Origin of the sequence: Roseateles chitinivorans (genome assembly GCF_002761755.1) — a bacterium.
Lineage (GTDB): Bacteria > Pseudomonadota > Gammaproteobacteria > Burkholderiales > Burkholderiaceae_C > Roseateles > Roseateles chitinivorans.
The window spans coordinates 49,581-73,026 of record NZ_PEOG01000011.1; the positions used below are offsets into that span (position 1 = coordinate 49,581).

General features: G+C 67.8%; 18 protein-coding genes. 10 read left to right on the forward strand and 8 right to left on the reverse strand.

Going from position 1 to position 23,446, the window contains the following annotated elements:
- Positions 1–2: 2 nt before the first annotated feature.
- From CS062_RS05125 to CS062_RS05150, 6 genes are all read right to left on the reverse strand, one after another.
- Positions 3–521, reverse strand: a complete 519-nt coding sequence (locus CS062_RS05125) for a GNAT family N-acetyltransferase (RefSeq protein WP_099860371.1) — start codon at positions 519–521, stop codon at positions 3–5.
- A gap of 152 nt (positions 522–673) precedes the next feature.
- Complete coding sequence (locus CS062_RS05130; protein ID WP_099860372.1) at positions 674–1,336, reverse strand: 3'-5' exonuclease; 663 nt, start codon at positions 1,334–1,336, stop codon at positions 674–676.
- Positions 1,333–1,647, reverse strand: coding sequence for a nucleotide pyrophosphohydrolase (locus tag CS062_RS05135; protein ID WP_099860373.1), 315 nt, complete (start codon positions 1,645–1,647; stop codon positions 1,333–1,335). The genes CS062_RS05130 and CS062_RS05135 overlap by 4 nt, the downstream gene beginning before the upstream one ends.
- A gap of 392 nt (positions 1,648–2,039) precedes the next feature.
- A complete protein-coding gene (gene queE, locus CS062_RS05140; protein ID WP_099860374.1) occupies positions 2,040–2,687 on the reverse strand; it encodes a 7-carboxy-7-deazaguanine synthase in 648 nt (215 codons plus the stop codon).
- Positions 2,684–3,796: a 6-pyruvoyl trahydropterin synthase family protein gene (locus tag CS062_RS05145; RefSeq protein ID WP_099860375.1), complete on the reverse strand. Its 1,113-nt coding sequence runs from the start codon at positions 3,794–3,796 to the stop codon at positions 2,684–2,686. The genes queE and CS062_RS05145 overlap by 4 nt, the downstream gene beginning before the upstream one ends.
- A 336-nt stretch (positions 3,797–4,132) precedes the next feature.
- Positions 4,133–5,173 (reverse strand): S1/P1 nuclease, encoded by a 1,041-nt coding sequence (locus tag CS062_RS05150; RefSeq protein WP_158238668.1) that lies wholly within the window; start codon positions 5,171–5,173, stop codon positions 4,133–4,135.
- 274 nt (positions 5,174–5,447) lie between these two features.
- Here CS062_RS05150 and CS062_RS05155 point away from each other — a divergent pair, with 274 nt between their 5' ends.
- From CS062_RS05155 to CS062_RS05185, 7 genes are all read left to right on the forward strand, one after another.
- The gene (locus CS062_RS05155) at positions 5,448–5,666 is read left to right on the forward strand and encodes a TOBE domain-containing protein (protein WP_091729700.1); all 219 of its coding nucleotides are present in this window, start codon (positions 5,448–5,450) and stop codon (positions 5,664–5,666) included.
- A 40-nt stretch (positions 5,667–5,706) separates the two neighbouring features.
- Positions 5,707–6,327 (forward strand): RBBP9/YdeN family alpha/beta hydrolase, encoded by a 621-nt coding sequence (locus CS062_RS05160; RefSeq protein ID WP_099860377.1) that lies wholly within the window; start codon positions 5,707–5,709, stop codon positions 6,325–6,327.
- Between the two features lie 119 nt (positions 6,328–6,446).
- On the forward strand, positions 6,447–7,568 hold the full coding sequence (locus tag CS062_RS05165; protein WP_099860378.1) for an L-dopachrome tautomerase-related protein: 1,122 nt from the start codon (positions 6,447–6,449) through the stop codon (positions 7,566–7,568).
- A 98-nt stretch (positions 7,569–7,666) separates the two neighbouring features.
- Positions 7,667–8,113, forward strand: a complete 447-nt coding sequence (locus CS062_RS05170) for an SRPBCC family protein (RefSeq protein WP_099860379.1) — start codon at positions 7,667–7,669, stop codon at positions 8,111–8,113.
- 468 nt (positions 8,114–8,581) lie between these two features.
- Positions 8,582–10,813 carry a protein-disulfide reductase DsbD family protein gene (locus tag CS062_RS05175; protein ID WP_099860380.1) on the forward strand — a complete coding sequence of 744 codons (2,232 nt, stop codon included), beginning with the start codon at positions 8,582–8,584 and terminating at the stop codon, positions 10,811–10,813.
- 74 nt (positions 10,814–10,887) lie between these two features.
- Complete coding sequence (locus CS062_RS05180) at positions 10,888–11,550, forward strand: redoxin domain-containing protein (protein ID WP_099860381.1); 663 nt, start codon at positions 10,888–10,890, stop codon at positions 11,548–11,550.
- Positions 11,551–11,686: 136 nt separating this feature from the next.
- The gene (locus CS062_RS05185) at positions 11,687–17,113 is read left to right on the forward strand and encodes a diguanylate cyclase (RefSeq protein WP_099860382.1); all 5,427 of its coding nucleotides are present in this window, start codon (positions 11,687–11,689) and stop codon (positions 17,111–17,113) included.
- 9 nt (positions 17,114–17,122) lie between these two features.
- On the opposite strand, the gene CS062_RS05190 is transcribed toward CS062_RS05185, so the two are convergent.
- A complete protein-coding gene (locus tag CS062_RS05190; RefSeq protein ID WP_158238669.1) occupies positions 17,123–18,043 on the reverse strand; it encodes a TIGR02285 family protein in 921 nt (306 codons plus the stop codon).
- Between the two features lie 345 nt (positions 18,044–18,388).
- A complete protein-coding gene (locus CS062_RS05195) occupies positions 18,389–19,348 on the reverse strand; it encodes a sulfate ABC transporter substrate-binding protein (RefSeq protein WP_099860435.1) in 960 nt (319 codons plus the stop codon).
- A 687-nt stretch (positions 19,349–20,035) separates the two neighbouring features.
- Between CS062_RS05195 and CS062_RS05200 the strand changes: the two genes are divergently transcribed.
- From CS062_RS05200 to CS062_RS05210, 3 genes are all read left to right on the forward strand, one after another.
- On the forward strand, positions 20,036–20,821 hold the full coding sequence (locus tag CS062_RS05200; protein ID WP_099860384.1) for an RNase A-like domain-containing protein: 786 nt from the start codon (positions 20,036–20,038) through the stop codon (positions 20,819–20,821).
- A gap of 3 nt (positions 20,822–20,824) precedes the next feature.
- Positions 20,825–21,142: a contact-dependent growth inhibition system immunity protein gene (locus tag CS062_RS05205; RefSeq protein WP_099860385.1), complete on the forward strand. Its 318-nt coding sequence runs from the start codon at positions 20,825–20,827 to the stop codon at positions 21,140–21,142.
- Between the two features lie 397 nt (positions 21,143–21,539).
- Positions 21,540–23,234 carry a S8 family serine peptidase gene (locus tag CS062_RS05210; protein WP_099860386.1) on the forward strand — a complete coding sequence of 565 codons (1,695 nt, stop codon included), beginning with the start codon at positions 21,540–21,542 and terminating at the stop codon, positions 23,232–23,234.
- The last annotated feature ends 212 nt before the right edge of the window (positions 23,235–23,446 follow it).

Below are 23,446 nucleotides of genomic sequence, written 5' to 3' on the forward strand. Positions count from 1 at the left end.
GCTCAGACCAGCGAGCGTTGCAGGCGCAGTTGTTCCAGCGGCTTGCCCTCGACGTCGACCGCCTTGGCGCTGTCCGCCTCGGCGCGGAAGCCGGCGATCTCGAAAAAGCGCATCGCGCGCTCGTTGTTCTTGTAGGTCCAGAGCGTGACGCGGGTGCAGCCCTCTTCCTGGAGACCTTCCTGCGCGGCCTCGACCAGCGCCTGACCGACGCCCTTGTCCCAATGGGACGGCGCCGCGTACATGGCCCAGATCTCGCCGGTCGTCGACGGCGTGCCCTTGTCGCGCGAACGGTCGAAGCCGACGAAGCCCATCACCTCGTTGTCCAGGTGCGCGACCAGCACCTGCGGTTCGCACATGTTGATGGCCTCGCGCCAGTAGGCCTGGCGCTGGGCGACGGACAACCCGTTGAGGGCGGTGTCGGGCCAGAACGCCTTGTATGCGTCCTGAGCGGAACTCACCTGGATCTGGGCGATGGCCTTGGCATCACGCAGCGTGGCCGGGCGAATCTGAATACTCGACATACCTTGAGAACAAACGCAATTCAGGAAAGGGCGGGATTGTCCCAGCCAATGCGGCGAAACGGGCACCTTGACAGCAAATGTTTTGCTGACCCTCGATCACCCGAACGCGGCATCGCCAGGACGATGCGCCTGAAGTTCACGACATTCGAACTTCAGACCAGCGAGGCCTGCAGATGCCGGCGGAAATCCCGCGCGAAGCCGGTTGCCGCCTTGTGCCACTGCGGCCGCGCGACGGCTTGCAAGCGCAGCAGCAACTCATGCTCGACGGACAACTCGCCGAGAAACTCGGCAAGTTCGGTGCCGATGTCGCGCTGCATCCGCTGCACGAGTTGCGCCGTCGTCATCGCATCGGCGAGCGCTCGGTGCGCGCGGCCGTTGTCGGGCAGGCAGTGGTACTTGGCCAGGGTGCCGAGCTTGCAGTTCGGCGACTCGGGATAGAGCCGCCGAGCCAGTTTCACGGTACAGGCGAATTCCGGCGCGATGCGAGGCGCCGCATCGGCGCGATCCAGCTCGTGCAGCCAGAAGCCTCGGTCGAAACCCGCGTTGTGCGCGACGAAGCCGCAGCCGGCGGTGAACTCGGCGACTTCGCGCATGACGCGCGCCGCGTCCGGAGCATCCTCCAGCATCTCGTTGCTGATGCCGGTGAGGCGCTCGATCATCGGCGGGATCCAGGCGCCGGTGTTCATCAGGCTCTGGTACTGGCCGGCGATCTCGCCGTCGCGCAGCAGCACGATGCCGATTTCGGTGGCTCGCCCCCCGCCCTGCGGCGAATTGCCGGTGGTCTCGAAGTCGATGACGGCGATCGTGCGTTTCATGCGGTCGGTGCGGGGTACTTCTTCGCGTTCATCTCGATCTTTCGGTCGACCGCTGCAGGCAGGTCGATGCCGGCACGGTCCGCGATCTGCAGCAGGTACATCAGCACGTCGGCCACTTCCTCGCCGAGGTGACGGTGCTCGTCGGGCGACAACTGCCGCGATTCCTCGGCCGTCTTCCACTGGAAGATCTCCACGAGCTCGGCCGACTCCACCACCAGCGCCATGGCCAGGTTCTTTGGCGTGAGGTACGGATCCCAGTCGCGGGCTGCGGCGAAATCGCGCAGCCGTCGTTGCAGGTCGGCAATGTCCATGGGTCGGCAGTGTGCAAGCCCGGCGGCGCAGGCTCAAGCCACCTGTGCGCAGGAAGCGCCACAGAGCAACGCCGGGACGAAATTTCCTGCCTCTCTTTTCAACATCAAGGTTTTATATATCTCTCTGGTCGTCTTAGTAGAGGACCCCTGTTTCTGTGGACAAGTCAGGATTCGCCTTGAAAACCAAGGACTTGCCCTTCTCACAACCTTGTGCGCGGAAGGCCTGCTTGGCATTGCATGGACCGACAACAAGATCGGATGCAAGGCCTCCGCTGTGGAGAACCACCTGGTTGCCAGAAAGTTTTCCACAGCGTTGTTGGCTTTACAGCCTGACCTCGATTGCGCTAGCGCGAGCCGACCTGGGGACAACCGCCGCAGGTCGCGGCGTCGCATCAATCGATCCCCACCACCTTGTGCATCTGGATCGACAGCTTCCATTGCGGATGCGCCATGCAATACGCAATGGCCTCGCGGGTGTTCTGCTTCTGCAGGATCGAGTCCATCGGCTGCAGGAAGAAGTGGTCGAAGTCCAGGCCGGCAAAGCGCTCGGGCAAGGCCAGCGGCTGTGGATAAACCAGCTTCAACTCATTGCCCCGGGTCAGCACCAGTTCCGCATCGGCCTTGGGGCTGACGCAGATCCAGTCCAGGCCTTCGGGCGCGGGCTGGGTGCCGTTGGTCTCGACCGCGATCTCGAAACCGAAGGCCTTCAGCGCGGTGACGAGCGGCCCGTCGAGCTGCAGCAGCGGCTCGCCGCCGGTGCAGACGACATAGGGCGTGCCGGTCTTGCGGCCGCTCTCGTCCTTGGGCCACTTGGCATCGATCGCCTCCGCGAGTGCATCGGCTGAAGCGAACTTGCCGCCGCCCTGCCCGTCGGTGCCGACGAACTCGGTGTCGCAGAAGGTGCAGACGGCCTTGTCGCGGTCCTGCTCGCGGCCCGTCCACAGGTTGCAACCGGCGAAGCGGCAGAACACGGCCGCGCGGCCGGCCTGGGCACCCTCGCCTTGCAGCGTGTAGAACATTTCCTTGACGGCGTAGGTCATACCGGGATCAGCTCCTCGAACGGACCGTGGCTGACGATGACGCCGCTGCCGCGGGTCTCGTAAAGGTCGACCCGCTCCAGCGGCGGCAACTGGGCCTTGGCCTGGCGCAGCACCCATGCGGCCAGGCTGGCCGTGTCGGCGTCCGGCAATCCGGCCAGCTCATGCAGCGGATGGTGGTCCATGGCCTTGAAGATGGGATCGAACAGCAGCTTCACGTCGCTGAAGTCCATCGCCCAGCCGAAGACTTCGTCCAGCGCGGCACTCAGATGCAGTCGCAGCGTGAAGGTGTGGCCGTGGATGCCGGCCAGCGGATGGTCCGCCGGCGCCCGGTTCAGCTTGACGGCGCTGTCGAGGGTGAACTCCTTCCAGATCCGGTAGCGCTCGCCGTCGAAGTTGGCGCCGCTGGAGCCGGTCTCGTACACCGTCACCCAGCTCAACTCCGGCAACTGCGGCTTCAGCCGTTCCCAGAGCCACGACGAGATCAGCTCGCTGGTCGGATTGGACAGGCCTTCGATCTCGTTGAGGCACCGGTAGTTCAGCTGCGCGTGGAACGGTGCCCAGAGCTCGTCGAGGTGGTCGTAGTCGATGCTCAGGTCGCGTTCGCCGAGGTCCTGGTTGGCATGCAGGATCAACTCGAAGCCATGGCCATGCATACGACCGCACTTGTGGCCCATCGGGACATTGGGCAACTGGTGCGCGGCCTGAAAGCGATAGCGGCGCCAGACATGGGCGTGGCCGTTGGCATCCAGGTCGACGCCGGAGTTCGAGGTGCTCTGGATGCCGACCTGGGTGATGCCGGGGACCTGGAATTCGGATTCGAGGCGCTGGCGGATCCAGCGGGCGATGTTCTCGTCGGTCGGCTGCGGAATGTGCGCGTTCAGCAGCGCATGGTCGAGCGGGGCGATGCAGCGCTCGAGGCAGTCGCGCAGGGCGCTGACCTCACCGCCGGGAAATGGCGCCCAACCGGCGGGCAGTTCGGCACGGACCGTGGCCAGGTAGCTGTGGCCGTGCAGGCCGCGCGAGCGATGCCCGGCGGGCAGCGCGTCGATCTGGCAGGCCGACTCGAAGCCTGCCGAAGCGGTGACAAGGGAAGCAGGAAAAGCAGACATCCTGAGAGTGTGACATGCCGGGTTTTCTTATCTCCTTGTGTTGAATATCTCTTTGGTCGTATTGGTAGGTGTTGGAGGGTTTCTGTGGACAACCACCGTTTCCTGTGGCCCGACAAGGACTTGCCGACGGAGCAACGGTGTGGGCCGGACCCGGGCAACGACGGGATGGCGAGACAACAAGTTCCGGCGCCGCCGCGCCGGTGTGGACAAGCATCGAGTTGTTCAACACCCGTCCCCAGGGTTGTGCACAGCCCGCCCTCCAGACCAATCCGCCCCTGCGGACGAAAAAAAGCCCCGCGATGGCGGGGCGCCTTGAGTGAGGCCGGCTTCAACGCCTCATGGCTTGTCCGGCCAGATCGACCGCAGCAGTTGCGCCAGGCGCGCGCCGCCCTTGATGACGTTCTGACGGGTCTGTTCCAGGCTGCGGGCCTCATAACCGGCCGGCGGCGTGCCCATCCAGCGCGGACCGCGCAGGCTCTGCTGGCGGGCGCCGAAGCTCATGCCTTCGAAGGCCTCCTTCGCGCCCAGCAGCGATTCGCTCGCCCACAGCACCGGCCAGTCGTCCGGGCTGCCGGCGGTCGGCGGCACCGCCTTGGCCTGGGCCGGCATGGCGGCCAGTTGCTCGGCGCTCAGGCGTCCGGGCAGACCGTCCCAGTAGCTGTGCAGATTGCCGCCCGGCGTGCCGTCCGGACGCGGCATCGTGATCGCATTACCGCCGACCGTGTGCGTCATCGCATCCTGGCCCTGCCGGTCCGGGTCATAGGGCTTGCCGTCGCCGTCCAGGTAGAGCGAGCCCATGTGCAGAGGCTGATGCATGTCGCCCAGCGCGTGGACCACCAGGGCCAGCGCCTCGCGCTCATTGAAGTCCATCGGCGGCGTCTGCTGGCCGGTCTTCAGCACCAGGATCGCGGCCTTCAGTGCCGGCACGATGTCGTGGTCGCTGGTCCCGATCGCGCCCGGCACATAGCGACCGCGCTGGATCGCGACGTTGGCGTAGTGGTACTGCTTGTTGCAGGACTCCTCGCCCGGCTTGGGTCCGCACTGCTCGAAATTGCGCTTCACGTAGTCGCGCATCCGGGCTTCTTCCTCGGCGTTGTTCTCGAAGACCGCGCATTCGGGAAAGCGGCCGGTGACGGCGTACTTGAAGTCGTTGCCGGTGTCGATGCCTTTCACGCAGTCGTCCCAGACGGCGATGTCGCGCAGCGAGACCGGTCCGAGGATGCGCTGGACCTCGGTGTCGGCGCGATGACCCTTGATCAGCTGGGCGGCGATCTCGCCGACGGCGTTGTGGCCGGCGGCGCCGAAGCCGAAGGCGGAGCCGCAGCAGGCGGCGAGCAGCGACAGCGCGGCGACGCCGCGTGCAAACGTTGTGGTCATGACAGGAACCCGTGTCGGACGATGCGCCGGCGCCTGGCCGGCTGGGGATCGCGGATTGTGCATGGCGCTCCGTGACGGGCGGCAACGGAGATTCCCCGGCTTCGGGCGCATCTCGCCAGCGTACGGCTGGCTTTACCTGCGCTTTACCCGTGTGCCCGCCGCCAGGCCTGATCGGCGGCTTATGCGCAGGCCGCATGTCCATCGGCAAAGCGCTTCGTTCGGCTGATGAGGCGGGCTGCCTAAGCTGGTCGTCACCCTTTCAGGAGCCCCTCGCATGACCATCACCGCCATCAACGTCCGCAACCAGTTCCGCGGGACCATCAAGGAGATCGTCGAAGGACCGGTTGTCTCCGAGGTCGACGTGCAGACCGCCGGCGGACTGATCGTCACCTCGGTGATCACGACCCGCTCGGTCAAGGAACTCCAGTTGACGGTCGGCAAGGAAGTCGTCGCACTGGTGAAGTCCACCGAGGTGTCGATCGCGACCCTCTGATCTCCGCGCGCTCCAACGCCCGCCCCCGCAGGAGACCGCCATGGCGCTCTACCCTCACCGCTCCGCGCAGCACCTCGGCAGCGCCGAGCCGCGGCTGCTGATCATCCCCGGCCTGCACGACAGCGGACCGGCGCACTGGCAAAGCTGGCTGGAGCAGCAGTACCGCGACGCGCACCGGGTGCGCCAGCGAGACTTCAGCCAACCTGACCTGGAGCGCTGGTCCGATCGCATCCATGCGCGGATCGACAGCGCCGGCCCTGGCGAGTGGATCGCCGTGGCGCACAGCTTCGGCTGCCTGGCGCTGGCGCATCACCTGCAGCGCCATCCGGATTCGCCGGTGCGCGAGGCCCTGCTGGTCGCTCCCGCCGAGCCTGACAAGTTCGGTCTGGCGGAGAGCCTGCCGCACCAGCGGCTCGGCCGGCCGACGGCGCTGATCGCGAGCCAGAACGACCCATGGATGAGCGCCTCCAGCGCGCTGCGCTGGGCGACACGCTGGGGCAGCAGCTACAGCAACATCGGCCTGGTCGGCCACATCAACAGCGAATCGGGCTTCGGCCCCTTCCCCCTGGCCAAGCGCTGGGTGGAGGCCGCTCGTGCCCGCGCCGCACGCGAGCGCCGACCAGCCCGCGCCAGCATCCTGGAGTGGTCGTTTTCGGTCTGAAGCGGTGTTCGGCTTCAAGGTCCTTTTGAAATAGGTTCAATCGTTCGCTCGTTCATTGAAGGCCGGCTCGGCGGAACACTGCGTCCCGTCTCCACCGATCACCTGAACGAGAGGACCCCATGAACCGTCGCCATCTGAAGCCTTCCGCACGCCGCCATCCGATCCGCGGTGCCGCCGCCCTGGCAAGCGTCCTGACCCTCGGCCTAGCCGCCTTGCTCGCCTCGCCCGCAGGGGCCGCGACGCCCGGCGAATTGGAAGTCGTCGCCGAACTGCCGGTCCGTCCCGGCAACGTGGCGCCGGGCCCCGGCGGCCGGCTCTTCGCGACAGTGCACCCGCTGGACGCGCCTTCCCAGGCGCAGGTGATCGAGATCACCGGCCGGGACAGCTTCCGGCCCTGGCCCACCCCCGAGCTCCAGCGCGGTACCGCCAAGGCCAGCGGCGATCGCATCGATACGCCGCTCGGCATCATTGCCGATGGCCGTGGCCGCATCTGGACCGTCGACATGGGCTTGAACCTCGGCAAGACACGGCTCTGGGCCTTCGATGCCGACTCCGGCCAGCAGGTCCATCGCATCGAACTGCCGCCGGAGATCGCGCCCAAGGGGAGCTTCGTGCAGGACCTGGTGGTCGACGACCGCGGCGGCTGGGTCTACCTGGCCGACATCGCGAATCCCGGTCTGATCGCCGTCGAGATCGCGACCGGACGTGCCCGCCGCTTCGGCGCTCACGCGTCGCTGCAGGCGGAGCCGCAGGCGCGCATGGTCATCGCTGGCAAGGCGATCCAGTTCCAGGGGCAGCCGGCGAATGTCGCGGTGAATCCCATCACGCTGTCCGCCGATCACGAGACGCTGTTCTTCGGCGCGATGAACGGCCACAGCTGGTATGCGGTGCCGACGCGGCTGCTTCGGCCCGGTGTGTCCGATGCGGACACGGCTTCGGCGATCCGCCGTGTCGGTCCGAAACCGGTTTCCGACGGCGCTGCCACCGATGCGCGGGGACGCCACTTCTTCACCAACGTGAACGAGGGCGGCATCGATCGGCTGGGTCCGGACGGACGCCTCGTGCCGCTGGTGCGCGACCCGCGGCTGGACTGGCCCGACAGCGTGCACCTGAGCGATTCGCCCTGGCTCTACATCTCGGTGAACCAGCTGTACAAGACGCCGGCTTTCACCGGCGGTCGTGATGAAGGCAAGCCGCCCTATCGGATCCTGCGCGTCTGGTCCGGAGACGCCGCGCGCTGAGCCTGCGGGGAATCCCTGTCAGGGGTGAGGGTCTCGCGCCGGACACGATCCAGGGCTATGGTCCGTCTCCCAGTCGCGCACCACGCCAGGAGACACCGATGCCCTTCACCCTCCGTCTGCACCGCGTCCTGAAGGCGCCGCCGGAACGCGTCTACCGCGCGTTCACCGACCCGGCGGCCATGTGCAAGTGGCTGCCGCCGCACGGCTTCACCGGCACCATGCATCACATGGAGCCGAAGGTCGGCGGCAGCTGGCGCATGTCCTTCACCAACCTCTCGGCGGGCGCCACCCATACCTTCGGTGGCGACTACCTCGAACTGCAGCCCGGGCAGCGACTGCGCTACACCAGCAAATTCGACGATCCCAACCTGCGGGGCCTGATGACCACCACCGTCGAGCTGACGCCGGTCTTCTGTGGCACCGAGATGCAGATCACCCAGGAAGGCATCCCGGATGTGATCCCGTCGCAAGCCTGTCATCTGGGGTGGCAGGAATCGCTGGCACTGCTGACCCAACTGGTCGAGCCGGATATTCCGAACGGCTGAATGCGCCGAGCGGATCGGCGGTGGGCGCTGGCAGCGGATGTCAGGGTCTGCGAATTTTTTCGGCGGGATTGGCGCGTGGAAGCGATGTCCCTTTTGAGGGCCTGACGCGCTGTTTTCCGATCCCCTGATTTTTTGAGCGCCTCCGACCTCCGGCGCCGCGTTTTCCATGTCAGGGCTTGTCAGGCTCTCCGCATTTTTTTCGGCTCGGTCGAGTGCCTCCCGACTTCGTTTCGCCAAGCGCGGGCTCTCCACAGGGCATGGGGGATCCCTCCTGGACCCCCAAGCCCTGTTCCGGCCCCAGACATGCTCGTGGTCGTCGAAGTTGGGGTCGAGTCGTGGATTGGGGGGTGTCACGGATCGAGCGAATCCCGGATCACAGCGATGACGGATTCTTCGAACCCAGGAAGTAAGGAAACAAGGAAGGTCGACGCCTTGTGAGGGTCGGCCCCATTCCCTAGCATCGCGTCCATGCGTCTTTTCCGCCTCGTCTTTCCGCCGACTTTCGCGGCCATCCTCCTCGCGGCCCTCACGGCCGCGTCGCTCGCCGCGACGCCGTCTGATCGCGCCGCCACCGATGAGGTCCAGGTCCGGCTGATCAGTGCCAGCAGCCAGGTCGCGCCGGGTCAGACGATGCTCGTGGCGCTCGAGCAGAAGATCGCCCCCCATTGGCACACCTATTGGAAGAACCCCGGCGACTCGGGCCAGCCGACCAGCATCGAATGGAAGCTGCCCCCGGGCGCTGCCGGCAGCGACATCCTCTGGCCTGCTCCCAAGCGCTTCGATGTCGGCCCGATCACCAACTATGGGTACGAAGACCGGGTGCTCCTGCTGACCGAGATCCGGCTCCCGCAAAGCCTGACCCCCGGCACCACCACGACCGTCGGCGCCGATGCCACCTGGCTGGTCTGTCGCGAGGAATGCATCCCGCAACAAGCCGCACTGTCGCTCTCCCTGCCGGTCGGGGCCGCTCCCAAGCCGTCGACTGAGAACGGCGCGCTGGCTGCCGCGCGCGCCGCGTTGCCAGGTCCGGCGCCCTTCGCTGCCGCCGCGCGGCTCGAAGGCCGGGACCTGATCGTGAGCTGGCCGTCCGCGGGCAAGTCCGGCAGCGCGCCGGCCAAGGAGCTTCGACAGGCGCTGTTCCTGCCCGAGGCCTGGGGGCGTATCCAACATGCGGCGAAGCCACAGCTGGATCGCGACGGCCAGCAATGGCGGCTGCGCATGCCGGTCGGTGACGAGCCGGCCCCGCCCGGAAAGCCGCTGGATGGTCTGTTGCTGATCGATGACCAAGCCTGGGCGGTGAGCCTGCCCGTCACCGGCAGCGTGAACCTGGGGGGCGGCACTTCGTCGGCGAATACGACGAATGCTGCGGACACGAAGAATGCTTCGCCACCACCGGCCACGGCCACGGCCGCGAATCGAGGCGTTGGTGGCGATGTTGCCGAGGCCGACCGTCTCGGCCTCTGGGCCGCGATAGGCCTGGCGCTGGTCGGCGGCCTGATCCTCAACCTGATGCCCTGCGTATTCCCGGTGCTGGCCATCAAGGCGCTGGGCTTCCTGCACGGCAGCGCATCGACGCATCGCCGTCAGGGGCTCGCCTATGCCGCCGGCGTGCTGGCCGCTTTCGCTGCGCTCGGCGCGGTGCTGCTGGCCCTGCGAGGCGCCGGCTCAGGCGTGGGTTGGGGGTTCCAGTTCCAGTCACCGCTGTTCGTGCTGCTGCTCGCCTGGTTGATGTTCGTGCTCGGTCTGTCGCTGGCCGGGTTGCTGTCGGTCGGCGCCGGTTTCGCTGGCATCGGACAAGGCCTGACCGAGAAGCCGGGTCTGACCGGCAGCTTCTTCACCGGCGTGCTGGCGACCGTCGTCGCGACGCCTTGCACCGCGCCCTTCATGGGCGCGGCGATGGCGTATGCGCTGGCGCAGCCGGCCGTGGAACTGATGGCCGTTTTCCTGGCGCTGGGTCTGGGGCTCGCACTGCCCTATCTGGCGCTGGCATGGTGGCCGGCGCTGCAGCGTCGCATGCCTCGGCCGGGACCATGGATGGACGTGCTCAAGCAGGCGCTCGCCTTTCCGATGTTCGCGGCGGCGATCTGGCTGGTGTGGGTGATCGCGCAGCAGGCCGGACCGATGGGGGTGCTGGTGGCGCTGGCCGGCATGGGCCTGCTGGCCCTGGCTGCATGGATCCGCACGGTGAGCCGGCACGCGACGCCGCGCTGGCAGCGGACCGGCGCGGGCGCTGCCCTGGCCGCGGTCGTCGCGGCGGCGGCGCTCGTGCCGACACTCGGCAACGTGGCGGTTGAGGACGTCGCGGCCAGAGGCGGCGGTTCGGGCAGCACGAGCGGACCATCGGCGGGCGCCGATCATGAGCCCTACTCGCCGGAACGGCTGGCCCAGCTGCGCGCGCAGGGCAGGCCGGTGTTCGTGAACCTGACGGCGTCGTGGTGCATCACCTGCCTGGTCAATGAGCGGGTGGCCCTGTCCACCGACGAGGTGCGCAATGCCTTCGTCCGGGAAGGTGTGACCTACCTGAAGGGCGACTGGACGCGCCAGGATCCCCGCATCACCGAGCTGCTGAAGCAGCACGAGCGCAGCGGCGTGCCGCTCTATCTGTTCTATCCGGCCGGCACCGGCAGCGACGCCCAGGTGCTGCCGCAACTGCTCACTCCGGGCATCGTCACCGCCGCGCTGCGCGGCGGCGCCGCCTGAGAGCGCTTCCCGGACGATCCTCAGGCTCGCTCCGACCGCCCCCTGCTTCGATTTCATCCCTGGAGACCTGCAACATGACCTTCCCGATGACCTCCAAGAGCTCCTTCCTGCGTGGCGTGCTGTCGCGCCGCACCGTGCTGGCCGGCGCCGCGACGACGGTCCTGCTGGCGTCCGGCGGCCCGGCCCGGGCCCAGGCACAGCTCGACCAGCCCGCACCCGCCTTCACCGCGACGACGGCCGAAGGCAAGACCGTCTCGCTCGACAGCTACAAGGGCAAGACCGTCGTGCTGGAGTGGACCAACCACGATTGCCCCTTCGTGAAGAAGCACTACGGCAGCGGCAACATCCCCACGCTGCAGAAGGAGGCGACGGCGCAGGGCGTGGTGTGGCTGCAGGTGATTTCGTCGGCACCGGGCCAGCAGGGCCATGTCGACGGTCCGACGGCGATCAAGCTGAACAAGGACCGCGGCGCCGCGCCGACGCAGGTGCTGCTGGACCCGAGCGGCCAGATCGGCAAGAGCTACGGCGCGCAGACCTCGCCCCATCTGTTCATCGTCAATCCACAGGGTGTGCTGGTCTACAAGGGCGGCATCGACAGCATCGCAACCGCCAAGGCCGACGACATCCCCAAGGCGGATCCCTACGTCAAGACCGCACTGGGCGAGTTGGCCGCCGGCAAGAAGATCACCCACGCCAGCACCAAGCCCTACGGCTGCTCGATCAAGTACGGCAGCTGACGCCGCGGCGCGCGCCGCGCGCCGATCTGTCGCTTTCTTCCGCTTCCGGCCGCATTCGTCGCGGTTCTGACGGCCCGGTGACGCCGTGCCGCCCCGGTCTCCCGTTACAGTGCGTCGACAACCGAGAGCGGACGGGATGACGGACAGACGAGCGTGGGAGGCGGCCGATCCAGAAGCCTGGCAGGCCGAGCGGACGATCCATCAGGGCCGGCGGAGCGAGGTCCTCCAGGTCGGCGACGGCCGGGGCGGGCTGGCGCTGCTCAAGCGTTTGCGCGACCCCCGACCCGACGCGGCCGCCATCGCCCGGCTGCGCCGCGAATTCGAACTGGCCCAGCGCCTGGACCCCGCCTTCGTGCTGCGCCCGCGCGCGCTGGTCGAGCATGACCAGCGTCCGGCGCTGCTGCTGCCCGAGCTGGGTGCAGAGACGCTGCGGCAGCGTCTGCGCCGCGGCACGCTGGACAACGACGCGCTGATCCGGATCGCGCTGGATCTGGTCGAGGCCCTGCAGCATCTGCATGGCCAGGGGCTGATCCACCGCAACCTCGGGCCCGGCCAGGTGCTGCTGTTGCCTGGCGCCGGCCGCGATGCCGGCCGGACGCTGATCGCGGACCTCGGCCTGGCCGCCGAGATCGAGCGCGAACGGCCTCTGGTCCAGCGCGCCGAGCTGATCGAGGCCTCGCTGGCGACGCTCGCGCCCGAGCTGACCGGCCGGATGAGCCGGGATGTCGACTACCGCGCCGATTTCTACAGCCTTGGCGCCACGCTGCTGGAAGCACTGACCGGTGCGCCCCCCTTCAGCGTCGAGGATCCGGCGCGGGCGGTGCATGCGCACCTGGCGCTGGCCGCGCCGATGGCCACCACCCGCAATCACCAGGTCTTCGCGCCGTTGGCGCAGGTCGTCGCGCACTGCCTGCACAAGGAGCCTGAAGGCCGCTACCAGAGCCATCAAGCACTGCGCCAGGACCTGCAGCTCTGCCAGGCGGCGCTGGAACAGGGCCGCGGCCTGCCCGGCTTCGAACCCGGCCATGGCGATGCCGCCGTGCGCTTCCAGCCCAGCGGTCGGCTCTACGGCCGCGAATCCGCGCAGGCGCAGCTCGGGCAGGCCTTCGACGATGCCGCGCAGGGACAGGCCGGCGGGCCGGGGCTGGTCGCCGTGGCGGGTTTCTCCGGCATCGGCAAGACCGCGCTGGTCCTGGCCGCGCAGCGCAGCCTGCTCGCCCAGCGCGGCCACTTCGCCGCCGCCAAGTTCAACCAGTACGGGCAGGACCGACCCTACGGGCCGCTGCTGCACCTGCTGCAGCAGCGCGTCGCGCAGGTGCTGTCGCTCCCCGACGACCAACAATCGGCCTGGCGCGATCGCCTGCGGGACCGCCTGGGCGCCAATGCCGCGCTGCTCGCCCAGGCGCTGCCGGAGATGGCGCCATTGCTCGCGCCCGATGCGCCGCTCGTGCCGGTGGGCCCGGCGGAGGCGGAGAACCGCTTCCTGCGCAGCATCAGCCAGGGCTTCGCGGCGCTCGCGCGCGAGGGCGAGCCGCAGACGCTGTTCCTGGACGACTGGCAATGGGCCGACCGCGCTTCGCGCCGGCTGCTGCGCGAGTGCCTGAACGACGCGACGCTGCGCCACACCCTGTTCGTCATCGCCTACCGGGACAACGAGATCCCGCCGGGGCATCCGATCGCGCAGGAGCTGACCGAGCTCCGCCAGCAGCTCGGCGAGCGCTTCACGCCGCTGCGGGTCGGACCGCTGGGGCTGGACGACACGCGGCGCCTGCTCGCGGACAGCCTGCGTCGTGATCCCGAGCGCGAGGATGCCGGCCTGGACGAGCTCGCGCGCCTGTGCCAGACCCGGACCGCCGGCAACCCGTTCTTCCTGCGCCGATTGCTCGAGGACCTGGTGCGGCGCGGCCTGATCCACTACGACGCCACGACGCAGCGCTGGGACCATGCGCTCGAGCGGATCGCGGCGACGCGCACGGCGGACAACGTCGTCGCGCTGATGCTGCAGCAGCTCGAGCGCCAGCCCGATGCGACGCGCCAGGCGCTGAGCGTGGCCGCGCTGCTGGGCGCGAACTTCGGCCTGGACGGCCTGGCCACCGCGCTGGACGTGCCCGCCGACGTGCTGGCCACCGACCTGCTGCCGGCGCTGCAGGCGCAGCTGCTGGTGCCGGCCAGCGCGCTGTACCGCTATGCACCGCAGCTGCAGGGCCAGGCCAGCGAGGGCGTGCGCTACGCCTTCGCCCATGACCGCGTGCAGGAAGCGGCCTTGCAGCGCATCGCGACCGACCAGCGGCCGGCGCTGCAACTGCGCATCGGTCGATTGCTGCGCGACAGCCACCTCGCCGCCAATGCCGACCTGCCGCTGCCCTATACCGTCCTGCATCACCTGAACGCGTCCCGGCTGCTGCTGTGCGAGCCGGCGCAAGAGGCGGAGCGCCTGGCGCTGGCTGCATTCAACGCGCAGGCCTCATTCCAGGCGATGGATGCCGCGGCCTTCGAGCCGGCCGCCGATTACGCGGAGCTCGCACTCGAACTGGCGCCGAGCGCGCCGCAGCGCGCCGCCTGGCTGCATCACGCGGCGCGCATGGCCTACCTGGCAGGTCGGCCGTCGCGGATGGATGCGCTGCTCGAATCGGCGCTCGCCGATGCCGTCGACAACGCGCAGCGCGCGCGGCTGCTGGAGGTCCGCATGGAGGCCTTCTATGCCCAGGGACGGCTGGCCGAGACGGTCGACCTGGGACTGGCGCTGTTCCAGCTGCTCGGTGCGGAGCTGCCGAGCGCCGCCGGGCCCGATGCGATGGCGCGGGTGATGGAGCTGCTGGCCGATCTGCAGCGGGAGATCGCTGCGATCGGACTCGATACGCTGGCCGCGCGTGCGCCGATGCGCGACGAGCAGCGCCTGCTGCTGATCTCGATCGCCGCCAAGATGACCGCTGCCGCCTACATCGTGCGGCCGGCGCTGCTGCCCTTGCTGACGCTGTTCCAGGTGCGGCTGATGGTGGACCACGGCCATGTGCCGCAGGCGCTGTCGGCGTACTCGGTGCTCGGACTGATGTGCGCGGAGTTCCTGGGTGACTACCGCTTCGCCCATGACCTGGGCCGCATGTCGACCGAACTGGTGAGCCGGCACGGCTGGATGCAGGTCTACGCGCATGCCGGCTTTTCCTTCCATGCCTTCCTCAGCCACTGGGTGCAGGGCCTGCGCGTGAGCATGGACGGCCTGATGCAGACGCATCGCAACGGGCTGGAGTTCGGCAACCTGCGCCATGCGGGCCTGGGCCTGTATGTGCACGACGCGCATGCCTTCCTGGCCGGCACGCCGCTGCCGGCGCTGGAGGAGCAACTGGTCACCCATGGCCAGCGCCTGCGCGCGATGCGCCAGCCGGTCGCGGCCGACTACGAGGATGCGCTGCTGGCCCTGGTGCGGGCGCTGCAGCAGCCGCGGCTTCCCGCCGATGGCTTCGACGGCCTGGAGGTGCTGGCGCGCACCTATGGCGAGCGCCAGGACCAGACCGGGCTGATGTTCCTGCACGGCTGGCAGGCGGTCCTGCACTTCGTGGCGGACCGGCCGGAGCCCGCGCTGCGGCTGGCGCTCGAGGCCCGCACCCTGTTCGCGGCGGGCCGCGGCATGCATGCGCAATCGCTGCTGCTGTTCATCGCCGCCTGGGCGGCGCAGCGCGTCGCGATGGCCGGCGGCGCGCGTGACCAGGCGCTGGAGGACGACGCGCTGCGGCGTCTGCAGCGCTGGCAGGACGCGGGGCCGGGACACCTGGCCGATCGCGTCGCGCTGCTGCGGGCGCAGCAGGCGATGCTGGCGGGCGAGCCGGAGGACCAGATCGCCGCGGCCCTGGACCGCGCGCTGTCGGCGGCGGAGGGGCCGCAGGGCACGCCGCTCGATGCCGCGGCCGTGCTGCGCGCGCAGGTCGACTGGTGGCGCGAACGCGACCCGACCCGCGCCGACCGGGCAGGCCAGCGCCTGCGGCAGGCCTGGAAGGACTGGGGCGTGGTCGCGCTCGCCGGCGAGGCACTGGCGCTCGCGCCCTTGTCCGACATGCCGGGCCGGTCGGCCGGCGTTGCCGCTGAAGACCAGGAGATCCGCGCCGATGCCGCCGACCTCAGCACGCTGACCAAGGCGGTGCAAGCGATCAGCAGCCAGCCGGATCTGCCGCGCCTGCTGCGCCGCCTGCTGGAGGTCGTGGCCGAGAACGCCGGCGCCCAGCGCGCGGCGATCGTGCTGGCCAGTGGCACCGCGAGCGCGTCCCGCTGGGTGCTGCAGGCCGAGGCGACGCTGGGCGAGCAGCCCCAGTTGCACCTGCTGGAACAACTGCCGCTCGAACGTGCCGGGGAGCAGCTGCCGCTGGGTCTCATGGGACGCGTGCTCGGCGACGGGCGGCGCGAGCTGATCGTCGATGCGCGCGGCCTGGCGACGATGGAGGACTACTTCCAGCGGCATGCCGCGCCGCCGCGCTCGGTGCTGGCGCTGCCGCTGCTCAAGCAGGGCCAGACGGTGGGCGCGCTCTATCTGGAGAACGCGGCCGCGGCCGGCGTGTTCACCCAGGCGCGGGTGAGCTTCCTGGAGCTGCTCTGCGCCAACGTGGTGAACGCGGTCGACAACGCGCGGCTGGTGGCGGAGCTGCAGGAGCTCAACGCCAACCTGGAGCGCCGCGTGACGCAGCGCACCCGCGAGCTCGCGGACAGCGAGGAGCGTCTGCGCGCCGTGCTCGATCACGCGCCGATCCCGATGGTGGTGACGCGGGAGCGCGATGCGCTGATCGTGTATGCGAACGGTCCGTCGGCATTGATCGCCGGACGGTCGCTGGACGACCTGGTCGGCAAGCCGGCGATCAGCTTCTACCGCGACCCGGCCGACCGCGAGCGCATGCAGCTCAAGTTCAAGGAGGAAGGCCGGCTGCAGGGCGAGGAGGTCTGCCTGCTCGCGGCCGACGGCGGCGAGTTGTGGATGCTGCTGTCGATGGTGCCGGTCGTGTACGACGGAGAGCCGTCGGTGCTCAGCACGCTGGTCGACTTCACCGACCGCAAGCGGCTGGAGCTCGAACTGCAGCGGCTGGCCACGACCGATGCGCTGACCGGCGCGGCCAATCGGCGCTGCTTCCTCGACCATGCCGAGGCGGAAGTGGCGCGCAGCCGGCGCTACGGGTTGGAGATGGCGCTGGTGATGATGGACGTCGACCACTTCAAGCGCATCAACGACACGCTGGGCCATGCGCGCGGTGACGCGGCGCTGTGCCGCCTGGTGCAGCTGTGCGCGCAGGTCGTGCGCAAGCAGGACCTGCTGGGGCGGCTCGGCGGCGAGGAGTTCGCGCTGCTGCTGCCGCAGACCTCGCTGGCCCATGCGATGCAGCTGGTCGAGCGGCTGCGCCATCACATCGAGACCAGCGGCATGGCATTGCAGCCGGGCTTGCCGCCGGCGTCGCTGACGGCGAGCTTCGGCGTGACGGCCCTGCGTCCGGAGGACTTGCGGGTGGATGAACTGCTCGGCCGCGCCGATCAGGCGCTGTACCGCGCGAAGGATGGCGGCCGCAATCGCGTCGAGCACCAGGCCTGAGCGGCGGCCTCAGGGGTCGATGCGCGAGGGCCTGGCGCGTTCGCGATAGAACGCGTCGAAGCGGGCGGCGTAGTGCAGCCGGGCTTCCGGCGTGAGCCAATGCATCAGGCCTTTGCGCAGGCTGGCCGCGCCTTCCGGACGGCCATAGGCCTTGTCGATGCCGCGGATCGCGGCCAGGCCCCAGGGCGTGCGCGAGCAGGCGATGCCGGCCATCACCAGGTCGCTCGCGCCCTGGATGGGCACGCTGACCAAGTCAGCTGGACGACCGGCCATGACCAGCGCCATGTCCAGTTCCACCGAATAGTCGGCACGACCCAGGCTGATCATCTGCAGCAGGCGCGCGCCGAAGTCCTTGGGCGAGTAGAGCGAGACGGCGTTGTCGGCCGGCCGCGCGGCGAGCATGTCGTCGAGCACCGGGCCGTAGCTGCGGCCATCGATCAGCGCGCCCCGCATCGAGGTGTCGGCGAGCAGCCGCGGCAGCAGCACTTCGCCAGCGCCGTTGCGCGGCAGGCGCTGGAGCAGCTCACGGCGCACGATCAGCTGCGGCGGCGGCGTGAGCTGCGTGTTGGTGAAGTAGGCGGCGCGTTCGCGTTCGGGCGTGCGAACCACATTGGCGCGGCAGACCGGCTCGCCGTTCTCGATCATCTGCCAGCTGCGCTTGGCGTTGGCGAAGACGATCTCGTGCCGCACGCCGGGCCAGCGCTTGTCGAGGTAGCTGATCACGCGGCCGGTGACGCCGCTGGCGTCGGCCCCGGTCATCTGCGGCGCGTGGTCGGAGGCCAGCCAGGTGATCGTCGTCACCGTGACCGCCGTCGATCCCGCGACCGGTCCGGAGGCGCCGCCCTGCGCGTGTGCGGACACCCCGGCGAGCGAGGCGGCCAGCGGCAGTAGCGCAACGGCGCACGCGCGGATCGGAGCAAGGGTGTTCACGGCCGGGAGCATACGGGTACCGCTACCCGCGCCGGGCGCTCCGCCCTCGCGTTGGGGCCAAGGAACGGTAGTCGGTCACTCGCATCGCGTCTTCGAAGGGCGATGGCCGGCGGTACCGGCCTGCCGGAAGTTCCGCTCGTCCATGGGCGGACGCCCGCGCTGGCGGCGCCTCCCTGTGGCCGCCGCGGACGCGCCGCTGCCGCATTGAACGAAAAAAAGCCCCACCGGCCATCGCCAGCGGGGCTGCTCGCACAGAGCGAACGGTCTGATTGCCCATGGCACCGCTTGCGCGGCGCCCGAGACCGACCGAGGAGACAAACAGGGGTTCTTGCTCGAGGCGCCGGATCAGCGCTTCTCGTTGATCTGGTCGAAGACGCCGCCGTCGTCGAAGTGGGTCTTCTGGGCATTGCGCCAGCCGCCGAAGACCTCGTCGATGGTGACCAGCTTCACCGGCGCGAACTGCTTCGCGTACTTCGCGGCGACCTTCGGGTCACGCGGGCGGTAGTAGTTCTTCGCGGCGATCTCCTGGCCTTCCGGCGAGTACAGGTACTCCAGGTACGCCTGCGCCACCTTGCGCGTGCCCTTCCGGTCCACCGTCTTGTCCACCACCGACACCGGCGGCTCCGCCAGGATCGACAGGCTCGGCGTGACGATCTGGAACTTGTCCGGCCCGAGTTCCTTCACCGCTAGGTAGGCCTCGTTCTCCCAGGCGATCAGCACATCGCCGATGCCGCGTTCGACGAAGGTCGTCGTCGAGCCGCGCGCACCCGAGTCCAGGACCTTGGTGTTGGCATAGATGCGCTTGACGAAGGCCCTGGCCGACTCGGCGTTGCCGCCCGGCTGCTTCAGCGCATAGGCCCAGGCCGCCAGGTAGTTCCAGCGCGCGCCGCCGGAGGTCTTCGGGTTGGGCGTGATCACGTCGATGCCGCCACGCGCCAGGTCCGGCCAGTCGTTGATGTGCTTCGGATTGCCCTTGCGCACCAGGAACACGATCGTCGAGGTGTACGGCGAGGCGTTGCTGGGCAGGCGCTTCTGCCAGTCGGCCGGCAGCAGCTTGCCGTGGTCGTGCAGCGCGTCGATGTCGTAGGCCAGCGCCAGCGTCACCACGTCGGCGTCCAGGCCGTCGATGACCGAGCGCGCCTGCTTGCCCGATCCGCCGTGCGAGTTCTTCACCGTGACGGTCTCGCCGGTCTTGGCCTTCCAGTACTTCGCGAACGCAGTGTTGAAGTCTTGGTACAGCTCGCGCGTCGGGTCGTAGGAGACGTTGAGCAGCGTGACCGAGCCCTGCGCATGGGCTTGAGGCATCAGCGCGGCACCCCCCAGCAGAGCGGCGGTGGCAAGCAGCGAGACGGTGCGTCGGAGTGCGTTCACGGGAGTCTTCTCTTCACGGGGGTTGAGGGGAGCGCTCAATGTAGGCAAGCGCACCGACCAAGGGAACGAAGAAGATCTGCTTTGCTTTGCAGCCTTCCTTGAAAAAAGGGCCGCTCCCTCGTGATTATTCCCCCCAACGCTCCATACATAGTTGCGGCGGATTGACCGTCAGACCAACCCCAAGGCCCTTTCGCGGGGCTTTTTTTTGTCCTAACGTTCTCGTAGCTGCCCCATAAACATACATGGCATGTACAGCGGACGGCCGGACGCATAGGTGAAGCATTCGAGTCCGTTAGGCATCTGTGCCCCTCTGAGGACTCAAGGTGACTTTAGTGAGCCCAGCGACCGATTCTGGGGAACCAGAATCAGCGGGTCGAGCGCAGCGAATCCGTGAGCTGTTTCGCCACATCTCGCACACCCCTCCCGTTCTATCGAGTCGAGAGTCACATGGCGACATCAAGGGTACCCGGACCTACCTGCGCGACACACTCACCGCCGATTGACGTAGGAACGATGTGTCTGCAGCTGTCGCCAACGCCAGGGCCGCTCGGCATGTCTCCGCCGGTCCTTCGCGCAGGACTACCGGCAGTCGCAGAGGACTCCGATCAGGGCGTACAGATCGTGCTGACTCCGATCCAGCTTGCCGCCGTGTTGTCCGGCGAGACGATCGACGAGGAGGCAAAGCTTTCCAACCGCCTCTGGGGACTGGGAAAGCTCGCTGCCGGCGCGTTGGAACTCATTGGAGCCGGCGGCCTTCTGTTGGCGCCCGAGCCCACTGCGGTAACCAAGGTAGCGGGTGCGGCGCTCGGGGCTCATGGCCTTGACACATCATCGTCAGCGCTGCGCCAGATTGTTTCGGGCAAGGACACGTCGACGCTGACCGCCGAAGCGGCGAAGTCCCTGTCCTCGGCCCTGGGGGCCGATCCGAAGACCGCAGAGATGATCGGTCTAAGCGCCGACATCGCGATCCCCCTCATCGCCGGCGGCGTCGGCGCGCTCCGCGTCATTGCTGTGCGCCGCGGTGGGATCAGCTTGGCCGCGGAAGAGGCCGCCGGCGGCCACACGATCTTGAAGCATGTCGGCCGGACCGAGGCGCAACTTCGCGCCCGTCTAGCCGCTGAGACTCGGATTCCAGCCGCTTCGACTTTCCGGACGCTTGCCGAGGCTGAGCGCCATGTATCGGCCGCGATGCGAGCTCACCGCGCTGGCATTGAGGCGTGGGCCAAAACCGCGAGAGTCGGCGGCCGCCCCTTCACGGCGGTCTATCAGGCCAATGTTTCAGTCGGCGAAGGTGTCGTTCGTGCGACCGGCCAGTTCCAGCAGATGACCAGGCTGACGGTGGTCTTGCGGCGGGTTCAGCAGCAGAATCGCGTCTACTTCGTTCTGACTTCTTACCCAATCCCCTGAAGCATGCCGATCATCATCTCCAAGGGGCAACAGCTCTTCCCCGACCTAGCGGCATTCATGGGTGGCTGGTTCCACCAGGACTTCGACATCCACGGCGACTCGCTGGAAGCGGTTGTCGCCGCGTTCCGGTCAGAGAGTGACGCGGACCTTGTCCGCCCGCTGGTCCGCGACATTGACGCGTTCCTGGCCACGGGCGATGAAGGGATGGAAGACCGGTTCCAGGAGTTCTTCAGGCCGGACATCATCCCGACGGCGTTTCGACCAACCACGCGGGAGTTTCTGCTCGCCGTTCGTGACGCGCTGACCACTGATCGCCATTAGACCGGCCGGCAATCGGCCTGACCTGATAGCGCCACGGCAACGGCCGTATTTTCATTAACTGCCTGGAGTTTTGCAGTCAAGGCCCCGCCGCACGGGAAATTTTCATGAGCTATTTGCGGCGGGGAACAACTGACTGCAACAAATAAAGTCCGTCGGAATCGGAGCTCGTAAGTTGTTGATTTTCAAGCACCAGCTAGCGGCGTGAAAGTCCGTCGAACTTCTTCAACGACTTGGTGTCAGTCGTACCCCCGCAAATAAAGTCCGTCGAGCCGTGCAGAGTCGGAAGCACCAAAACCCAAGCGCAACGGTGCCTGTCATCAACAATTTTGCTGACCCGGCTTTCCCCACGGGCTCGACCGTCTGACAACATCCGATTTCCTTCGAACAGGGAATCGACATGCCAAAGGGGACAAAGGCATCGGCCACGCACCTGCTCTCCAACCTGGCCGCTTTCTCGCTGTCGACCGGCTCGCGTAGAGCCAAGTCCGTCGGACGCGCGGTGGGGCTGCATGGAAGCTCCATCGACGCCCTGGTGCACGCCTCGGATGTTGCGACGAAGCTCCTGCAAGGCGCATCTCTAGAAGTCAGATCTCGCGCGGCTCGTGAGCGCGACGGCGATAGGCGGTTGCCGTCGCTGCTTGCCAACTCGCATGCCGGTATCGTGCAAGCCGTCCTGGGCGACGAGCGGCTGCGCTACAGGGTCACCGAGTTGGAAGAGGAAGTGACCGTGACGATCAGTCCTCGCACTCGCGGCGGCATTCGCTTGCGTGACATGCGAGGGCGGATGCAAGAGGTGGCCCTGCATGACGCCAAACCGGACGAGTCGCACCTGGTAGATGCAGTCGACTTTCTGCTAAGCGAAGGCATGTCGATCGTGCGCGTGGGTCGATTCGGCATCACGGCCAGCGGGCCCGCGCAGTTGGTTCAAGACCTCCTGTCCGTTTCGTTGGGAATCGGTGCTGCGAGGCGCCCGGTCATCGACCGGGCCCTGCGACTGTTCTCCATACAGGGACAGTCTCCCGAACCCGCCGATCTGTTTGCAGCCCCGCGCGAATCCCTGTCAATTGCCGGTTCACGCATCCACGCGTCCATCGACGACTTCACGTTCACGCCACCGGCCAGACCATCGATAGCCGACAGGCCTCCAGCAGTTGGCTACCCAGTGCTGCAGGACGCGGAGGTCCGTCGCGCACTTGGTCATGACGGCTCTCTCGATGGCCACGGAGTCAAGGTTGCCATCATTGATTCGGGCTTTTTCCGGCAGCACCCGCTTTTCATGCGGCGCCCGTATGACTTCGAGTCCGTCGACTCGGGAGCAGACGAGACAGGTCATGGCACAGCTATGGCCTGGAATATCCTGAACGTCGCACCCGGCTGCACCCTTCGGGGCTACCGGCAAGACGACATTGCTGGCGCCATCGAACGCGCCGCTGACGACGGAGCAAAGATCATTTCTTGCTCGTGGGGATGGCCAGACGAACAGAGCTTCAATCTGCTGGAATTGAGCATCCGCTCTGTCATTGAGGAGGACGGCGCCACCGTCCTGTGCGCGGCTGGCAATGGTGAGCGGTACTGGCCGGCTAGTCATCCTCGCGTCGTCGCCGTCGGGGGGGTCTACGCAAATCCCCAGGACGGCTCACTTGAGGCGAGCGATTTCGCCAGCGGCTTTCGGAGCGACCTGTACGGGAACCGCAACGTCCCCGACGTGTCCGGGCTTTGCGGACTCTCCCCGAGGGGGGTGTACCTTCCGTTGCCAGTGCCGCCTGGTTCCATTGCCGACGTCGCGCGGCATGGCCCTGCATTCCCTGAAGCTGACGAGACAGAGGCTGACGACGGCTGGATCTACGACAGCGGCACTAGCAGCGCTACCGCCCAGGTGGCCGGCGTCGTCGCGCTGTTGATGCAGTACGCCTCGGCGCATGGCAAGACGATGACGCCCGACAGGATCAAGAGTTGCCTCCAGGCAGGTGCCGTTGCGGTGGAACGGGGGCGAAACGCCTTTGGCGTTCCCGCAGTGGGCCAGCCGAACATCGCCACCGGCTGGGGCCTCGTGAACGTCAAGGCTGCCTTGAAAGAAATCGACAAACTATGATCGCGCGGTGGACCCCCAGGACGTCGTAGTCAATCTTCGGGTGGCTCCGTCTTCAGGAGTCTCCGGCGCCACGCGCCCAGAGCAGACGCGAGTGCAACAGGCTGCCGACGTGCTGCGAGACCTGGGCTTCGACATCGTCCGGACGGGGCGATTCGCCGTCAGTGTTCGGGGACAGCCTCAACAGTTCGAGGCGGTGCTTGGCGTACCCGCCG